The 17,537-nt window shown below is 67.9% G+C and carries 13 protein-coding genes; 2 read left to right on the top strand and 11 right to left on the bottom strand.

The window, feature by feature from the left end; translation table 11 throughout:
- Nucleotides 1-5: 5 nt before the first annotated feature.
- The 8 genes from AC1RRR_RS14405 to AC1RRR_RS14370 all read right to left on the bottom strand — a co-directional run bounded on the left by AC1RRR_RS14405 (nucleotide 6) and on the right by AC1RRR_RS14370 (nucleotide 13,200).
- A complete protein-coding gene (locus tag AC1RRR_RS14405; RefSeq protein ID WP_492814076.1) occupies nucleotides 6-797 on the bottom strand; it encodes an ABC transporter permease in 792 nt (263 codons plus the stop codon).
- Nucleotides 798-926: 129 nt separating this feature from the next.
- Nucleotides 927-2,945, bottom strand: coding sequence for a glycoside hydrolase family 97 protein (locus AC1RRR_RS14400; RefSeq protein WP_492814074.1), 2,019 nt, complete (start codon nucleotides 2,943-2,945; stop codon nucleotides 927-929).
- Nucleotides 2,946-3,104: 159 nt separating this feature from the next.
- Nucleotides 3,105-3,821: a DUF6445 family protein gene (locus tag AC1RRR_RS14395; RefSeq protein ID WP_492814072.1), complete on the bottom strand. Its 717-nt coding sequence runs from the start codon at nucleotides 3,819-3,821 to the stop codon at nucleotides 3,105-3,107.
- Nucleotides 3,818-4,858 (bottom strand): cupin-like domain-containing protein, encoded by a 1,041-nt coding sequence (locus AC1RRR_RS14390; protein ID WP_492814070.1) that lies wholly within the window; start codon nucleotides 4,856-4,858, stop codon nucleotides 3,818-3,820. Before AC1RRR_RS14390 ends, AC1RRR_RS14395 begins: the two co-directional genes overlap by 4 nt.
- Entirely contained in the window at nucleotides 4,851-6,326 is a 1,476-nt protein-coding gene (locus AC1RRR_RS14385) for a tryptophan 7-halogenase (protein WP_492814068.1), read from the bottom strand. Before AC1RRR_RS14385 ends, AC1RRR_RS14390 begins: the two co-directional genes overlap by 8 nt.
- Nucleotides 6,323-7,864: a tryptophan halogenase family protein gene (locus AC1RRR_RS14380; protein ID WP_492814067.1), complete on the bottom strand. Its 1,542-nt coding sequence runs from the start codon at nucleotides 7,862-7,864 to the stop codon at nucleotides 6,323-6,325. The genes AC1RRR_RS14385 and AC1RRR_RS14380 overlap by 4 nt, the downstream gene beginning before the upstream one ends.
- 58 nt (nucleotides 7,865-7,922) lie before the next feature.
- The gene (locus AC1RRR_RS14375; RefSeq protein WP_492814065.1) at nucleotides 7,923-11,285 is read right to left on the bottom strand and encodes a TonB-dependent receptor; all 3,363 of its coding nucleotides are present in this window, start codon (nucleotides 11,283-11,285) and stop codon (nucleotides 7,923-7,925) included.
- Nucleotides 11,286-11,751: 466 nt separating this feature from the next.
- Nucleotides 11,752-13,200: an MFS transporter gene (locus AC1RRR_RS14370; protein WP_492815248.1), complete on the bottom strand. Its 1,449-nt coding sequence runs from the start codon at nucleotides 13,198-13,200 to the stop codon at nucleotides 11,752-11,754.
- A gap of 141 nt (nucleotides 13,201-13,341) precedes the next feature.
- Between AC1RRR_RS14370 and AC1RRR_RS14365 the strand changes: the two genes are divergently transcribed.
- The gene (locus AC1RRR_RS14365; protein WP_492814064.1) at nucleotides 13,342-14,355 is read left to right on the top strand and encodes a LacI family DNA-binding transcriptional regulator; all 1,014 of its coding nucleotides are present in this window, start codon (nucleotides 13,342-13,344) and stop codon (nucleotides 14,353-14,355) included.
- Here the strand turns inward: AC1RRR_RS14365 and AC1RRR_RS14360 are convergent.
- Nucleotides 14,352-15,110: a LytTR family DNA-binding domain-containing protein gene (locus AC1RRR_RS14360; RefSeq protein ID WP_492814062.1), complete on the bottom strand. Its 759-nt coding sequence runs from the start codon at nucleotides 15,108-15,110 to the stop codon at nucleotides 14,352-14,354. The two genes, AC1RRR_RS14365 and AC1RRR_RS14360, sit on opposite strands and share 4 nt — an antisense overlap.
- Before the next feature lie 105 nt (nucleotides 15,111-15,215).
- On the opposite strand from AC1RRR_RS14360, the gene AC1RRR_RS14355 reads away from it, so the two are divergent.
- On the top strand, nucleotides 15,216-15,821 hold the full coding sequence (locus AC1RRR_RS14355) for a DUF2306 domain-containing protein (protein ID WP_492814061.1): 606 nt from the start codon (nucleotides 15,216-15,218) through the stop codon (nucleotides 15,819-15,821).
- Here the strand turns inward: AC1RRR_RS14355 and AC1RRR_RS14350 are convergent.
- The gene (locus AC1RRR_RS14350) at nucleotides 15,803-17,143 is read right to left on the bottom strand and encodes a glycoside hydrolase family 27 protein (protein ID WP_492814059.1); all 1,341 of its coding nucleotides are present in this window, start codon (nucleotides 17,141-17,143) and stop codon (nucleotides 15,803-15,805) included. The two genes, AC1RRR_RS14355 and AC1RRR_RS14350, sit on opposite strands and share 19 nt — an antisense overlap.
- Nucleotides 17,140-17,442, bottom strand: coding sequence for a DUF1244 domain-containing protein (locus AC1RRR_RS14345; protein ID WP_492814057.1), 303 nt, complete (start codon nucleotides 17,440-17,442; stop codon nucleotides 17,140-17,142). The genes AC1RRR_RS14350 and AC1RRR_RS14345 overlap by 4 nt, the downstream gene beginning before the upstream one ends.
- Nucleotides 17,443-17,537 lie beyond the last annotated feature (95 nt).

Genomic DNA, 17,537 nt, shown 5'->3' with positions numbered 1-17,537 from the left:
TGCTCCTACAGCCAGAAGACCACGCGTTTGCGGAACAAGGCCAGCAGCGTGAGGGCGATGACGGCCAGGACGCCGGTTGTGCCCAGGGTCCAGCACCAGTCGATGAGAGCCGGCGCGTGGCCGGTCAGCGGGGCGCGCAGCAGTTCCACCTGGTGGGCGAACGGGTTCAGCTCGACCACCCAGCGATGCTTGGCGCTGACATTGGTGGCCATCCAGAACACGGGCGTCACGTAGAACAGCAGCTGGACGACATAGCTCATCATGTAGGCCACATCGCGGAAGCGGGTCGACGGGACGGCGATGACGAAGCCCTGCAGCCCCACGATCAGCAGCATCACCACGACCGCCGGGATCAGCGTCCAGTGCGGCACGACGAACCGGCCGATCAGCAGCATCACTGCCCAGTACGCGATGGCCTGGAACAGGAAGTTCGTCGCGGCCTTCTGGACGTGCAGGAAGACATAGAAGCTGAGCGGCAGGCGCTGGTTCTGCATCAGGCCGGCATTGTAGAGGAAGATCGCCTGGGACTCGGCCATGGCCGTGCCGACCAGCGACCAGGCCAGAAGACCCGCCACCACCTGCGGATAGTTTTTCATGATGTCCGCGCCCATCAGGGCGCTGACCAGGAAAGCCAGGGCGAAGGCGACGACCAGCAGGTTGCAGGCCATCCAGAACGGACCCAGGATCGACCGCTGGAAGCGCGAGGCCGTCTGGTCCAGGCCGAGCCGCCACCACAGGGGCGCGAGACGGATCCCGTCTCCCACGTCCTTGAGCGCCGCCATCACGGGACTCGGCATTCGCGACCTTCCAAAACGCCACGTCGGGCGACCAGTAAGGGGCCTGCTTATAGAGCCCCGAGCCGCCCGACAATTGCTTTGGAAGGTCGATGAACGTCGTGTTGCGTAAAAACTATAGTTCCAAGCCCGTCAGTCCAGGATTTTGAACCGGATCGCCGCGCCGCCGCCGGGGGCCATGTCCAGGTCCAGGCTGTCCTTGGCGGTGACGATCTTCTTCTCGACCGTCAGGGCGCCGGGGTTGGTGCGGAAGTCGGCCCACGGCCCGTCGCGATAGATCTGGGCCTCATAGCGCTTGCCGGCAGTCAGGAAGTCCAGCTTCTGGCTCAGCTTGCGCGGCTGCTCGTCGGTCAGGGCGCCCAGGAACCAGTCCTTGGCCCCGCGCTGCTGGCGGGCGACCACGACATAGTCGCCGACCTGGCCCTGCAGGGTCTTCGACGTCTCCCAATCGGTCGGCACGTCGCGGATGAACTGGAAGGCGTCCGGACGGGCCTCGTAGTTCTCCGGCAAATCGGCGGCCATGTGGATCGGGCTGTAGAGCACGACATAGAGCGCCAGTTGGGTGGCGATGGTCGACTGGCCGCGGCGGGTCAGCTCGGTCTTGCCGTGCACCACGTCCATGACGCCCGGCGTGAAGTCCATCGGCCCGGCCAGCATGCGGGTGAACGGGATGATCACTGTGTGCTCGGGCGGGTTGGTCGGATCGCCCCAGGCGTTGAACTCCTGCCCGCGCGCGCCTTCGCGGCTCAGCATGTTGGGCCAGGTGCGGCGCAGGCCGGTGTCCTTGACCGGTTCGTGAGCGTCGATCGAGATCTTGTGGCGCGCGGCCACCTCGGCGACGTGCAGGTTGTGGCGCACCATGTACTGGCCGGCGAACCACTGCTGCTGGCCGTCCTGGTCGACGATCGTGCCGCTGTGGCGGACATAGCCGGTCTTGACCTGGCTGACCCCGACGCTCTCGTAGAGCTTCATGGCGTCTTCCAGCTGGGCCTCGTAGTTGGGCACCGCGCCAGCCGTCTCGTTGTGGCCGATCAGCTTGACGCCCTTGGCGCGGCCATAGTCGGTGATCGCCTTGATGTCGAAGTCGGGATAGGCCTGCGTGAAGCTGAACTTCTCGCCGTTGGCGATCCAGTCGCCGTCCCAGCCCTTGTTCCAACCCTCGACCAGCACGCCGTCGAAGCCGTATTTGGCGGCGAAGTCGATGTAGCGCTTGGTGTTCTCGGTCGTCGCGCCATGGATCGGGCCGCTGCCCCAGGTCGACCGCTGCAGGTGCATCTCCCACCAGATGCCGACATACTTGCCCGGCTTGATCCACGAGGTGTCGGCGAGCTTGCTGGGCTCGTTGAGGTTCAGCTCGATGCGGCTGTCGGCCAGGGCGCCGGCGGTGTCGCCGATCAGCACGGTGCGCCAGGGGGTGGTGAAGGCGCCGGTCTTCTTGGCCAGGATCCCGTCCTGCCACGGCATCAGCTTGGCCTTGTAGGTCCCGGCGCCATTGCCCGCGAGCAGCATGCTGGGGAAGTCGATCAGCGCCGCCTCGTGGAACGACAGGTGCAGGCCGCCCTTCTCGCGCATCGTCAAAGGCGTCTCGGCGAGGGTGATGCGGCGCGCGTCGGTCTGCTTGTAGAGGTACTCGTCGCGCTCCTGGCCCAGGGCTTCGTACCACCAGGCGTCATAGGCGCCGACGGGCTTGAACTCGGTGCGGTCGTCGGTGACCGCCACGGCCTGGCCGGCCGGGATGGCGGTGTAGGCGTAGCGGAAGCCCAGGCCGTCGTCGAACAGGCGGAAGGTGACGTCGACGCTCTTGTTCAGCGCCGTGTCGCCGGCCAGCGAGACGGTCAGTTCGCTGTGATTGTCGCGGATGACCCGCTGCTCGCCCCAGGGCTGCTCCCAGCTGGTGTCGCTGGCCGAGCGCTTGGCGGCCGTGATGCTCGAATAGCGGGCCTGGGCCTCGCCAGCGAAGGTCAGCCCCATCGCCCCTGGCGCCAGCACCACCTTGCCGCCCTTGCTCACCTCGTAGAAGGCCTGACCGTCCCGGGTGAAGACGCACACCTCGATCACCTTGCCCGGCGACTGCGCGCACTCGCGTTCCGCGGCCTGAGCGAGCGCCGGCGAGGCCAGGGCGGCCAGCAGGGCCAGGGTTCGGAAGCTCATCGAACGGTCTCTTTCGAAAAGGGCGCCCCGGCTCCGCAGGATCGGAGCCGGAGGCGCAGGGGGAGAACTTGGGCTGGACGGATCCAGCCGAACGCAAGGTTGGCGCGCACTGGACGCCCGCGCCGGACGAAGATCGGACAAGGGGGTACTGGGCGGGCGCTATCCGGTGTCGACCGCCTCGATGAAGCCGTTGGCCGTCAGCCGGCCCGTGGCGGGATCGGCCGCGCCGCCGCCCTGGCCTAGAAGGCCGGCGTGGAGGACGTGGCCTCGGTAGAGGATCAGTCGGTTGAAGACGGGCTCGACCGCTTCGATCAGGTCGTAGCCCGGCGTGTCGACGCCGGCGAAGGCGCGGCGCTCGTGGGCCAACTCGGCCTTGAGAGCCGTTGCGTAGGCGTCCGTGCGGCTAGCGTCGACCGACTCGAAGCCGGTGGCCTGGTGGCGGAAGAAGCCGGTGCCGCCGAAGTCGCCTTGGCAAAAGTAGTGGACCATGGCCAGGCGGCTGGGATCCGGCCCGTCCAGGTGCGGGATCGTCTGCACCGGCGTGGCGGCCGAGGCCGGCGTGGTGGCCAGGGCGAAGAAGCCGAAGAACTTCAGCACCGCACTGGCCGGCAGGCCGAACGCCGCCTCGATCGGGCCACGCAGGGCGGTGACCACGGTGCGGTAGTAGGCCTCGGGCAGGTTGGCGTTCAGGCCCGGATAGTTGGTGTGCGGCGGGCGGTAGAAGTCGGCGGCGCGAGCGGCGTCGACCATGGCCCATGGGTCGGCCAGCACGTCGTCGACGATCAGCAGCGGTTGCTGCTCCTTCCCGATCTTGCGCAGGCGGACGCTGATGTTTGGTCCCAGCATCAGGGGTTTGACGGCGGTCGCGACGGTCATGTCGGCGACCTCAGCACGGCCATCTTCAACTGCTGCTTCAGGGCGTTGCGCTGGGCGGGGCTCAGGGTCCCGAGCGCGCCGCGCAGGGCCTCGGGGATATGCGCCGTCGCCTCGCCCCGGTCGCCGAAGACATAGGTGGCGAACATCTCGCGCCAGTAGGCCTTCTCGCCCTCGGGCAGATCCTTCAGGGCCAGCACGGCGATCTGGAAGACGTCGACCGGCCGCTCCAGCCCGACGCCCGTGTCGCCCCACCAGTAGTTGACCATGGCGTTGTAGGGCTCGAGCGAGGTGACGTGGTGCCACCAGTGCTTGGGCATGAACAGCGCGTCGCCCGGCTCCAACCACGCCACCCGGGCGGCGGCGTAGGCGTCGCGATACTTCGGGAACTTGGCGAGATCCGGCGCTTCCGGATCGACCAGCGACAGCGGCGGCGGGTTCTCCAGCGGGCCGACATAGAGATTGCTGACCTGCTCGGGCGGATAGAGCACGAAGCGGCGGCGGCCGGCGAGCACGCAGGCCAGGTTGTGGTCGCGGTCGTTGTGGGTCTGGGTCCGCAGCGGTCCGCCAATCCACAGGCGCGGCATGACCTTGGGCGAGACCAGCGGCATCGGGTTCTGGCGCACGAACTCGGGCATGTGCGTGGCCAGCGGCAGCATCTGGATGGCCACGAAAGGCGCATCCTTCTGGCCCAGCAGGGCCTCGATGCGGTCCAGGGTCTGACTGATGCCGGCGTTGCGCTTGGAGAAGCTGAACTCGCGCAGGTCTGGGCCGTAGGCGTACCAGCCATTGGTGCTGGCGGGCGCTTCCATGACTGGCCCCGGCAAGCCTGAGTCCATGGCCTTGAGATAGGCGTTCATCGAACCCGGCGAACGCCCGGCGGCCAGGGCGGGCCAGGCGTCGACCAGGCCCTTGATCACCACCGGCGCTTCGGCCGCGATGATCCGCTCGAAGCCTTCCGGGCTCGGCGCGGCGACGGCGGCCACGCGTGGCAAGGCCTCCAGGCTCAGGCCTGAGTCGATGGCGAGGCCGCTATCCATGGACGGGCTCCCGGCCACAGAAGCTCTCCAGATAGAGGTCGTGGGTCGGTTGGCGTTCGACCTGGTCCTTGATGAAGGAGAGGATGCGCCGGAACTCGTGCTTCATCAGTTCGGGCGCGGTGGCGTCGATCATCGGGGCGTGGCTGTCGGGCGTGACGCCATGGCCGACGAACACCGCCCGCCAGCTGTCGTTGGAAAAGCTGTCGTGCTCGAACGGCGCGATCTCGCCGCGGGCGCGGAACAGGGCGATGCGCTGGGCCAGCTCCGGCGCTGCCGGCGCCTGGCGAGCGCGGGTCCAGAAGTCCGAGGTCCCGTAGCCGTTCACCGCATAGTGCAGCTGCTGGAAGTCGCGCACGCGGTCGAATTGCTCCGCCATGGCCTTGTTGTAGGCGCCCTGCTCCCAGCGCCAGTCGTCGGAGACCGGGAACAGGGCCAGCAGTTGGACGAGCCCCATCTGCACTGCGTGCAGGTCGACACCGTGCAGCGGATCGAACACGCAGGCTGCTTCGCCGATAGCGACGACGTTGCGATCCCAGGCCGACAGGCGGCGGCCGGGGGCGAAGGCGCGCACCGAGGCGTCGTGGATCGGCAGTCCGGAGGCGGCGCTGGCGGCTTGCAAGGCCTCTTCATCCGCACACAGATCGGATGCGTAGACTTGAACAATGTGCGTGGCGTTCTGGGCCGGATGCAGCGTCGTCCAGCCGCGCGCCCAGGCGCGGGTCTCGGCATAGGCCGGGATCGACGGAAAGGCTGGGGCGAGCGCGGTCAGGATGCGGTCAGCCGGGAAGCTCCAGGCCTCACGCGGGCCGTCGATCAGGCCCTCGACGTCGATGAAGAGGTCGCCGGTCACGCGGCGGCCTTCGCCGATGCCGATGGCGGCGACGTCGCCGGCCTCGGTGCGTTCGACCGTGACGTCCAGCGCCTGATAGGCCTCAACGCCGCGACGGACGGCCAGGCTCTTCAGCGCCCCGGCATAGGCCAGGGCCGGCAGGTGGTAGCCATAGTCGGCGCGGCCGAAGACCTCGGTCTCTTCGTCCGGCATCACGAAGCGGCCATGCCTGGCGGCGACGGCCATCAACGAGAAGTCGGCGAACTGCGCGTTCAGGCCCAGGCCGCGCGCCTTCAGCCAGAACGGAAAGAAGTCGCGCCCATCGATCGGCGCGCCGTGGGCGCCATGGGCATGGAAGAAGCTCCCGGCCTGGCCGGTCAGGTCGGTGAAATTGCCGCCCAGCGAGAACGTCCCGCCGACGCTGCGCAGCAGGGCCGACTCGTCCAGGCCCAGGAGATTGTGAAGAGCCTCCAGCGCCGGCAGGGTCGCGTGGACGCTGGCGGCGGTCAGGCGGCTGGGCAGCTCCACCGCCGTAACCGCCACGCCGGCGGGCTCCAACGCCGCGCGCAGGACGGCGGCGGACAGCCACAGCGAGGCGTCGCGGCCCACGGCGACAACGGACTTTGGCGCGGCGCTCATTGGGCGACCGCCTTTCGGGGCGCCTCGGCCGCTCCCGGCGCATAGCGGGCGATGAAGTCGGCGTGCGAGCTCATCGCCGCCACGTTCGTGTCGATCCGCGTCTTCAAGTCGGCGAGCTTGGCGCCCAGCACGTCCAGCGGCATGGTCTCGGCTAGGCGATCATAGGCGCGCGGCGTCAGCCCCTGCCCTTCCAGCACCGACAGCCAGCTGTCGCGCGAGAACAGGCCGTACTTGTAGTCCGGCAGGCCAGCGCGGCCCTCCCACAGGGCCAGCTTCTCTTCCAGGCTGGCGGGGATCTCCATCGTCCGCACGTGATCCCACAGCGGCTGGCCAACCCGCTGGTTCAGCCGGTAGTGCAGGATCAGGAAGTCGCGGATCCGGTCGTACTGGATCTCGAACAGCCGGTTGAACTCGGCCGCCAGGCGCGGGTCCATGCCCGTGCGTTTGGTCGGCATCAGGTTGATCAGATCGACCACCGCGGCCTGGATCAGGAAGATGCTGGTGCTCTCCAGCGGTTCCAGGAAACCACTCGCCAGGCCCATGGCCACGACATTCCGGGTCCAACCCGACTTGCGACGGCCGGCGGCGAAGCGCAGCAGCTTCGGCTCCATCTGCGCCGGAGCGTCCAACTGGGCCAGCAGCGTGTCGCGGGCCTTCTCCTCGCCCATGAAGGCGCTTGAGAAGACGTAGCCGTTGCCGGTGCGGTGCTGCAGCGGGATGCGCCAGATCCAGCCGCCCTCCTGGGCGGTGGAGCGGGTATAGGGACTGAACTCGCCGGCGCGCGCGCACGGAACCGCCAGGGCGCGATCGCACGGCAGCCACTTGGTCCAGTCTTCCCACTCGGCGCCCATCTTCCCGCCCAACAGCAGCGAGCGGAACCCCGAGCAGTCGATGAAGAGGTCGCCCTCGATCCGTTGTCTGGACCGCAGCGTGATGGCGGTGACATCGCCGCGCTCGCCGTCCTGGGCGATGTCGGTGACCATCCCCTCGATGCGGTTCACGCCTCGCGCGGTCGACCACCGCCGCAGGTAGGCGGCATAGAGCCCGGCGTCGAAGTGATAGGCGTAGGCATAGGTCGAGCGGATCGACTTTTGATCCTCGTTCGGAAACTCGAAGGCGTTCGCGCGGGCCGCGACCACGGCGTACGAATAGGCCTGCAGCGGAGCCGGCTCGAGACCGGCCAGCTTGGCGCGCGCCCAGTGATGCTGGAAGTCGACCCCGGCCCAAGGCTCGCCGAACGTGCCGAACGGGTGGTGATAGAGGTCGCCCGGCTTGCCCCAGTTGCGAAACTCGATGCCGAGCTTGAACGTGCCTTGGGTCTCACGCAGGAACTCGACCTCGTCGATGCCCAGCATGTCGTTGAAGGTCTTGATGTGCGGCAGGGTGGCTTCACCCACGCCCACCGTGGCGATCTCGTCGGACTCGACCAGGGTGATGGCATAGTCGCGCGGGTCCAGAAGCCGCGACATGCCGGCCGCGCACATCCATCCCGCCGTGCCTCCGCCGACGATGACGACTTTGAAGGTGTCTGCCCGCATGGCCGGACCTCGAATGGGTCCGGCGCCGCGACGGTGATCGCGGCGCCGTTCCTCTAGACTAGTACTTCACGCGGACGCCGAACTGGATACGGCGGTCGTTGCGGATCCAACCCGTGTCCTTGACGACCGGCTTGGCGTTGGGCGTCAGGCCGCTGTCGCCGAACACCTGCTGCTGGAACACCGAGGTGGTGTTAAGCAGGTTCGACGCTTCCATCGACACCTCGACCTTGTCGTTGACCGACCAGCGGATCGAGCCGTCCAGATAGCCGGCGGCCTTCTGGTAGATCGGCATGCCGATGCAGCAGTCGAGGTTGTTGGTCAGGAACTTGGACCGCCAGTTGTAGGCCAGGCGCATCGCGATCGGGCCTTTCTCGTACAGGCCCACGATGTTGTAGGCGTTGTCCGAGATGCCGGCGAGGCGGTGGCTGTCCATGACCTGGCCGTTGACCTGCAGGCCGCCGCCGAAGGCGACGGTGCCGCCGGCCGCGTAGCCCGGCTGGTTGGCCAGGTTGGAGTTGCTGATCCCCGACTGCTTGGTGTGCGTCCAGTTGGCCTGCACGCCCAGGCCGCTCCACAGGCCCGGCAGGAAGTCGAAGAAGCTCTGGTACGAGACCTCGAAGCCCTTCAGCTCGCCGCCGCCATTGCCGTTACGCGGACCGCGCACCAGCACGTTCTGGGTCGAACCGTTGTTGGTGAACGAGCGCAGGAACTCGCCATAGGCAATGCTGCCGTTCAGCTTCTTGTAGAACGCCGCCACCGTGAACGAGCTCGAGGGCGTGAAGTAGTTCTCGTAGGTGACGTCGAACTGGTCGGCGGTGATCGGCTTGAGCGCCGCATAGCCGGAGTCCGCGTTGAACTGGAAGTTATAGCCCTTCACGTTCGCCGCGGTGTGCGGCGCGTTCGGGTCGTTCCAGATGATGTACGGCGAGTCCGGGCCGGTGTTGATGGCCGGGCTTTGGACGCCGACATAGTTGCGCAGCAGGCCGAAGTCCGGACGCGACAAGGCGCGCGAGGCGGCGAAGCGAACGAACTGCTTGTCGGTCAGGCCGAAGCGGACGTTGAAGCTGGGCAGCCAGTTGTCGTGCTTCTGGCCGTACTCGTTCAGCGACGAGCCGCCGTTCGAGAACGCCAGCAGCTCGGGCTTCAGCCAGCACGAGATGTTGGTGACGTTGTTGCCCGACAGCGGCGTGCCACACGGGATCGCGGCCGCGGTCGTGTACCAGGTGTTGACCGGGAAGGCGACGCCGCCCGAGCTCTGGACGTCGGTGCGCACGAAGCGGATGCCGACATTGCCCTGGACGGTCATGCCGCCGATGGTCTTGTCGTCGCCGCCGAAGCGCAGCATGGCGTAGGCGGCCTGGGTCTTCTCCTGCACCTTCAGCATCTCGGGCGGGATGAAGCAGCCCTCGGTGTTGGTGGTGCGCTCGCACAGCGGGGTCCACTGCATGGGCGAGTTGGTGGTCTTGCCCGACAGCGCCTTGATCAGCCCGTCGTGGTCGGCCAGCGTGTCCTTGCTCAGGAACACCAGGTCGCCGTTCGGGAAGACCTTGCCGTTGTAGAAGTCGTCGAGACCCGTCGAGGTCCAGATGCCCGCGCCGTAACCCTTGAAAGTGTCGGTGCGACCGCAGGCGGCCGGGTACGGGGTCGGGGTGGTGTTGTCGATGTTGAAGCCCGGGCCGTTGCAGTTCCACGGCGCGGCCACCGGCGACCAGTTGTAGGTCGAGTAGCGGACGTTCTGCTTCCGATCGGCGTAACGCACGCCCACCTTCAGCGAGTTCAGCCAACCGCCCCCGCCGAAGCTGTATTCGGCGTCGGCGCGCAGGGCCAGTTCCTTGGCGTCGTTGTCCTCGTAGTGGTCCTGGATGAACGGGATCCAGTAGTTGTGCGGGTTGGCGAGGCCCCCCGGCGCGTAGTTGACATTGGAGCCCGGCAGCAGGGTGATCTGCGGTGTGCCGTCCTTGTTCACCGCGTACTTGGCGTCGGCCATCGTGCGGTTGGCGACCAGGATGTCGTAGTTGTTGGTGTCGGCCTTGATGTACTGGCTGTCGAAGCTGGTCTTCAGGTTCTCGCTGACATCCCAGTCGAGATGCATCGAGAAGTCCTTGGTCCCCTCCGAGTGATTGAAGTTGCGGGCCTGGTTCTCGATGTAGAGGCCCTGGCGCTGGGTGGCGCAGGTCGCGCCGGCCCCGCAGTAGTTGACGAACGGCAGGCCCGCGACGGCCGAGCCGCGCGCGATGTTGTCGGCCGTGCTGCCGCCCCAGTCGCCGGTCGGCTGGGTGATGGTGCCCGAGGTCAGCATGCCGTCGGCGCCGAAGGTGAAGGGCGAGGTGCCGGCCGCCGGGGCCAGGAAGGCCGTGGTCTGCGGCGAGAAGGCCGGCGAGGCCCACAGGCCAAAGCCCACCACGTTCACGCTGCGCTCAAGCCAGGCGTTCTTGTAGTAGCTGTCGTTGTACTGGGCGGTGAAACGAACGTTGCCTTCGTTGTTCTCGTACTGGAAGGCCAGCGCCGTGCCGTGGCGCTTACGGTCGTAGACGACCTGCGAGTAGTTGACCTGGTCGGGGATGAACACCCAGCTCGACCCGCCGTACGGGTTGGCCGTACAGGCGATCGTGCCGTCCGACTTGACGATCGGCTTGCCCGACGCGTCTTGGTAGCCGGCCGAGCAGAAGGTGCCCAGGCGCTGCATGACCACGCCTTCGGTCTGGGTCAGGACGTGCGAGTTGGCGTAGTTGGCCATCAGGCCGACGCGGCCGATGCTGGTGTCCCAGTTTTTGGTGATGATGCCCGAATATTCGTAGGTGACCTTCTCGGACTTGTCGCCGTAGTTGGCCTTGCCGGTGAGCGAGATCACCTGGTCCTTCGCATCGAACGGCAGGCGGGTGCGCAGGTTGACCGTGCCGGCGATGCCGCCCTCGATCATCTCGGCCGTCTGGTTCTTGTAGCTGTCGACGCCGGCCATCAGCTCGGGCGAGATGTCGTTGAAGTTCAGGCCGCGATTGGCGTCGGCCGAGAAGCTGTCACGGCCGTTGAACTCGGTGCGCACCTGGGTCAGGCCGCGGATCAGCACGCTGGCCGGCTCGGCCGAGAAGTGCGAGCTGTCGTCGCTGGACTGCAGGCGCGAGACGGTGATGCCGGGCACGCGCTGCAGCGCCTCGGCCACGGACTTGTCGGGGAAGGCCCCGATGTCGGTCGCGGTGATCGAGTCGACCACCGTGTCGGAATTCTTCTTGATGTTCTGCGCCGTCTCCAGCGACTTGCGCACGCCCACCACGACGACCTCGTCGACGGTGTCGGCCGGATCGCTCTTGGCGGTCGCCTGTGCGTAGGCCGTGCCGGCCATGCCCAGGGCGGCCAGCGCCACCAGCGAAACAGTCCCCCGCAGGACAGTCTTCCGGCCTGGGCCGAAATCGAACTTCCTCATCCCTCTGCTCCCTAACGTCTTTGCGCCCGCGCCTGAACCGCGGGTCGTTTGTGTTCGCCTCGCACCGGTCCCACCGATCGGGCCGAGCGTATTGGTCTTGTGATGTCGATGATCCGGGCCGCGCTTCGTGCTCGCCAGCCGGACAGGCGCCCTGCGACGCCGTTCCCTCCTTCGTTTCCCCCGCGAGAGATTTACGCAATTTTTGCGCAATTCTTGGCGATCGCCGTGGACCGCCGCGCTCTCGTGTTGCGTTGTTTTTGCGCCAATTTGCGCCGGTTGCAATAGCAGCGTTACGGAAATTTACGCAAAAAGCCGCGCAAAGACACGCAAGATCGTTGCCAGATAAGGCTTTGCGACCCGCGTTACGCAAAATGGTTGCGCAAATTTTGCGTGAAGCCGATAGTGCCGCTTGATGAAGGGACTCACCGCAATCCTGCGCAACGCCGCGCCAGAGCGCCCAACGCGATCAGCCGCGCTCGGCGTGGTCGCGCACGGTCAGGGCCAGCACGGCCGCGATGGCGAAGGCCCCGCCGGCCAGGGCCAGGGCCAGGATCGCCTGGCCGCCCAGCACGCGGGCGACCAGCGGCCCCAGCAGGGTCGCGGCCACCATCTGGGGGATCACCAGGAACAGGTTATGGATCCCCATATAGACGCCCATCTTGCCGGGCGGCACGGCGCTGGAGAGCATGGCGTAGGGGGCCGACATGATCGACGCCCAGGCCAGGCCGATGCCGACGATCGGGATCCACAGCAGCACCGGATCGTCGATCAGCACGAAACCGGCGAAGCCCGCCGCGCCCAGGGCAAGGCAGATGGCGTGGCTGGCGGGACGTCCCACCCGGCGGGCCAGCAGCGGCAATGCCAGGGCCGCCAGGGCCGCGACGCCATTGTAGCCGGCGAACAGCACCCCCACCCAGTCGGCCCCCGCATTGTAGGCGGCCGAGGCGGTGTCGACGGTGTCGTAGTGGCGGGCGGTCACGGCCGGCGTGGCGTAGATCCACAGGGCGAACAGGCCAAACCAGGTGAAGAACTGGACCACCGCCAGGCGCTTCAGCACCTCCGGCATGTGGACGATGTCCTCGACCACTTCCAGCAGGCCCACCGAGGTCCGCCCCCGGCCGCGCTGCCAGCTGGTCGCCAGCTGGGCGGCGCCGAAGATCACGCCCATGATCGCCAGGACGTAGATCTCGCGCCCCCAGTGGCCGAGGAAGGCGCAGAGGCCAACGATCGCCGCGCCGGCGATCCACAAGAGGCCGCTGTTGCGCATCCAGACCACCGTCTCCGGCGACGGCGTGCGGGCGGCAATGGCCGGCGCGCCCGAGGCCAGGCGCTCGGACGGGGTCTCGCTGGTGGTGAACACGGTCCACAGCACCGCGACCATCAGGCCGGCGGCCCCGACATAGAAGGCCGCGTGCACGGACGGCGGCAGGACGCCCGGCGCGGCCTGGCTCGACACGCCGAAACCGTGGGACAGCAGCCACGGCAGGGCAGAGGCGAACACCGCCCCCGCCCCGATGAAGAACACCTGCATGGCGAAGCCCGCCGTACGCTGCTCGTCGGGCAGGCTGTCGGCGACGAAGGCCCGGAACGGCTCCATGGCGACATTGATCGAGGCGGTAAGCAGCCACAGCGCCAGGCTGGCGGTGACCACGGTCGGCGCGTTGGGCATCAGCACCAGGGCGATGGCGGTCACGATCGAGCCGTACAGCAGATAGGGCCGGCGACGCCCCAGGCGTCCCCAGGTCCGGTCGCTCAGATGGCCGATGACCGGCTGCACCAAGAGGCCCGTGATGGGCGCGGCGATCCACAGGATGGCCAGTTCGTTGACGTCCGCGCCCAGGGTCTGGAAGATCCGGCTGGTGTTGACGTTCTGCAGACCCCAGACGATCTGCACGCCGAACAGGCCGCAGCACATGTTCCAGATCTGAAGGAAGCTCAGGCGGGCCTTGGCCGGCGGCGACGCGGCCGAGGCCACGCCCGCAAGGTCTTGCGGCTCTCCTGGCAAAGCTTCCTTATCCCCCGGCCTTACGGCCCTATTTTTGTTAGCTAGGGCTCAATGGCCGACGATAACAGCAACAACATCACGCTTGAAGACCTGGCGGCGATCGCCGGGGTGTCGGTCTCGACGGTGTCGCGGGCGCTGAACGATCACCACTCGATCAGCACCAAGACCAAGCAGAAGATCTGGGCCCTGGCCAAGGAGCGCGGCTACTCGTTCCGCCGCTACATGCCGGCCGCCCCGATCGGGGCCGAGGGCGCGATCGCCATCGTCCTGCCCCGCACCCACGGCCGCCCGCTGCCATTGTCCCACCCCTTCTTCCTCGAGCTGCTGGCCAATATCGGCGAGGCCGCCCGCGATCGCGGCTGCGACTTCACCGTCAGCCACACCGCCCCGGCCAGCTATGACGACCTCTACCTGGCCGTCACCGCCAGCCGGGCCAATGGCACGATCTTCCTGGGCCAAGGCGACCTGCACGAGGCCTTCAACCAGCTGGCCGCCACCGACGCCCGCTTCGTGGTCTGGGGCGCCCAACTGCCCGGCCAGAAGTACTGCTCGATCGGCTCGGACAATTTCCTGGGCGGCCGCCGCGCGACGCTCCACCTGGCGCGCCTGGGCCGCAAGAAGATCGTGTTCCTAGGCGAGACCCATCCCGAAGCGACCCAGCGCCGCGAAGGCTATCTGGACGCCTTGCGCGAAAGCGGCCTGGAGCCCGAACCGTCCCTGGTGCTGCCCGTCGACTTCGAAATGGAGTCGGCCGAGGCCGCCGTCAGCCGCCTGCTGCGCCGTGGCGCGACCTTCGACGCCATCTTCGCCTCGTCCGACCTGATCGCCTTGGGCGCCATCCGGGCCCTGCAGAAGGCCGGACTGCGCGCGCCCGAGGACGTCTCGGTGGTCGGCTATGACGACATGCTGCTGAGCCGCCTCTCGACCCCCGCCCTCAGCACCATCAAGCAGGACACCTCCAAGGCCGGACGTCTGCTGGTCTCGCGCATCCTGGACCAGGATGGCGATCACGGACCGGAGACCCTGCCGACGGACCTGATCGTGCGGGAGTCCTGCGGGGGTTAGAACCAACCCGCCGCTTTCAGCACCGGCGCATAGGTCCGGCTAACCGGCGCCTCCAGGCCGCCAGCGAGGCGCGCCTCGCCCGCGCCGCGTCGCCAGCGCACGCTCTCGACGGCTTCGGCGGCGATCCACCAGGAGCGGTGGACGCGCCAGCCGTGGACCTTGGCCAGCTCGTCCAGGGCGTCGGCGAAACGCAGGGTGATCAGTTCCTCGCCGGCGTCGGTGTGGACCTTTAGATAGTGGTCGTGGGCCTCGACGGCGATCAGGCGGGCGCCGCGCCGCTTGGCCGACAGGCGCTTGCGGAAGGCGGCCTCGGCCTCGGGCAGAGGCGGTTCGACGACGGTGCGAGTCTCGACCCTATGCGGCCTGGGCCGCCAGACCAGGGCGCGGACCGCCATAACCGCCAGGGCGATCGGCCACACTTGCGGCAGCAGCCTCCAGAACCCAGCCCAGCTGTACCGGTCGTGGAAGATGACCACCGCGCAGGTCATCACCAGCAGCACGCACAGCGGGGTCATCAGCGCCGTGACCAGGGCCACACGCGGCCAGGTGTGGGTCAGACGCCTTGCCAGCAGGTGGTCCAGCACGATGCCGATCAGGCCGCTGCCGACCATGCAGGCCATCCAATAGACGTAGCCCGGCACGGCCGGCATGTGCACCGTGCCGTAGGGTCCGAGGAAGCCCATCAGCAGGCCGATGGCGACCAGCACCGCCAGGTCGACCGCCCATTGCCGCCTCGCGCTGGTGCTCTCCGCCATCCCCGATCCCATTCGCGCAGCCGTGGCGCCGTTCGCGAAGCAACGCCTAGCGAGCCGAGGCGATCGCCGCAACGACGTTCGGCGAGATCACGCCGAGGACCCGCCTTGACCACCGCAGCCCTGACCCCGACCCGCTGGCCCGCCCGAGTTTTCTGGCTGCTGGCCGCCCTGCTCTGCTTGGGTATCGCCGCCTATTCCGCGCGGTACCTGCTGCACCCGCCGACGACGCCGAAGGAGGCCCTGGGCAATACGCTGGGCGTCCCCTGGCTGGTCGTCCACATCACAGGCGGGGTCACGGCCCTGGTGCTGGGCTCGTTGCAGTTCCTGCCCGTGCTGCGCCAAGCTGGCGCTCACCGCTGGATCGGCCGGACCTATGTGCTGGGCTGCCTGGTCGGCGGCGTGGCGGGCCTGATCCTGGCGCCGGGCTCCTCGGCCGGCCCGATCGCCTCGGCGGGCTTCGGCAGCCTGGCGGTTATCTGGATCGCCGTGAATCTGCTGGGCTGGCGCGCGGCGTTGCAAGGGCGCTTCGACGCGCATCGCCGCTGGATGATCCGCTCCTGGGCCCTGACCCTGGCGGCGGTCACCCTGCGGCTCTACCTGCCGGCGGTGCTGGTGCTCGACCTGCCGTTCCTGCCCTGGTACCGCGCGATCTCGTTCCTGTGCTGGGTCCCGAACCTGCTGATCGCCGAGGTCTATCTGCGCAGGCGGTAGAGCCCCGCACCGTGCGGCGGCAGCGGGACGGCGAAGCGGCCGGCGGCTCTCCCGGCGTCGCTTCGGCTCCACAGATCCCGCACGGCGACCGAGGCCGGCAGGCCCATCGCCTTCATGTTCACGCCGACTTCGCGAGGCTTGCCGCCGGTGTTGAAGAGCGCCAGGTAGTCGTCGCCATTCGCCGTTTTGGCGGTACAGACGCGGATGCCGTCCTCGACGAAGTGCGGGCGATTGCCGCTGGAAGCCTGGTTGACCGCGATGACTTCCGGATTGGTCAGCAGGGCCTTGGTCGCCGCGTCCAGATGGCGCAGATCCCCACCCATGATCAGCGGCGAGCGGGCAATCGACCACAGGGTCATCAGAGTGCGCTGCTCGTCGGGCGTGAACTTGGTGTCTCTTTCCCCCAGGGCCAGGCGACCCAGCGGCAGCATGTCGGCGTCGGGCCAGCCGCCATCGCCGATGAAGGGCGACCAGTTCTCCAACCGGGTGAACTGGGCGTCCAGCATCTTCCAGTCGTCCCAGAAGTCGTCGGAGATGCGCCACATCTGGGCATGCTGCTTGGCGTGGGCGCCGCGGATCACCGGCGTCTCGCCGGGCGACATGCTGAGGATCATCGGCCGACCCGAACGACCGATGGCGCGGTGGATCGCCTCGATCTCGGCCGCATGGGCGTCATAGGGCCGCGAGAGGTCGTCGACCTTGACGAAGTCCACGCCCCAGGACGCCAGCAGCGCAAAGACGCTGTCGTAATAGGCCTGAGCGCCGGCCTTGCTCATGTCGACCCCGTACATGTCGGGATTCCAGGAGCAGACGCTGCGCTTGTCGACGATGTCGGCGATCGGGATGCTCGTCCCGACCACCTTCAGCCCCCGCTCGACCGCCAGGCGGGGCGCGCCGCGCATCAGGTGGACGCCGAACCGCAGGCCAAGCGCATGCACCTTGTCGGCCAGCGGCTTGAAGCCCTGGCCGCCGGCGCTGGACGGGAAACGGTTGGGCGCGGGCAGCAGGCAGCCGTGGTCATCCATCGTCGGGACCGGGGCCTTGGCGTATTCGTAGCTGCTGGCGCCGGGCTCGTACCACTGGATGTCGACCGTCAGGATGTCGTAACCGGCCGGCAGCAGCTCCCGGGCCATGATCCCGGCGGTTTCAAGGGTCTGGGCCTCGTTGATCGTAGTGGCGAAGCTGTTCCAGCTGTTCCAGCCCATTGGCGGGGTTGGGGCCAGCAACGGGGCCTTCTTCTTCGGCGCGGCGGTCGCGCCGCTCGCCAAGGCCAAGGCGGCCGAGCCGCCGAGGATCCCGCGACGGCTGGGCCCACTCATCATTCGCCCCGCAGCTTCTTGTTCAGCGCCACGCTCTCGTCCATGCGCGCCAGTTGTTCCGGCGTCGCCGGCGTCTGGTGGTTGGCCTTCCACTCGGACATCGGCATGCCGTAGACCGCCTCCCGCCCGGCCTCCTTGCTGATCGTCCCGTCCGAGGCCTCACTGACCCAGTCGCCCAGGCAGTTGCGGCAGAAGCCGGCCAGGCCCATCAGGTCGACATTCTGGGCGTCGGTCCGCATCCGCAGGTGCTCGACCAGGCGGCGGAAGGCCGCCGCGGCGATACGGTCGTCGATGTCGGTCATGCGGGGGCCCTACCGGATTCGGAGACGGCGACTGTGAACAGCTGTCGTGTCGCCTTCAACACTTAACGGTCTTTTCAGCCCGCCGTGCGCCTATG

This window comes from Caulobacter sp. GW821-FHT12D05 (assembly GCF_058807295.1).
This window is presented reverse-complemented; position numbering and strand designations above follow the sequence as displayed.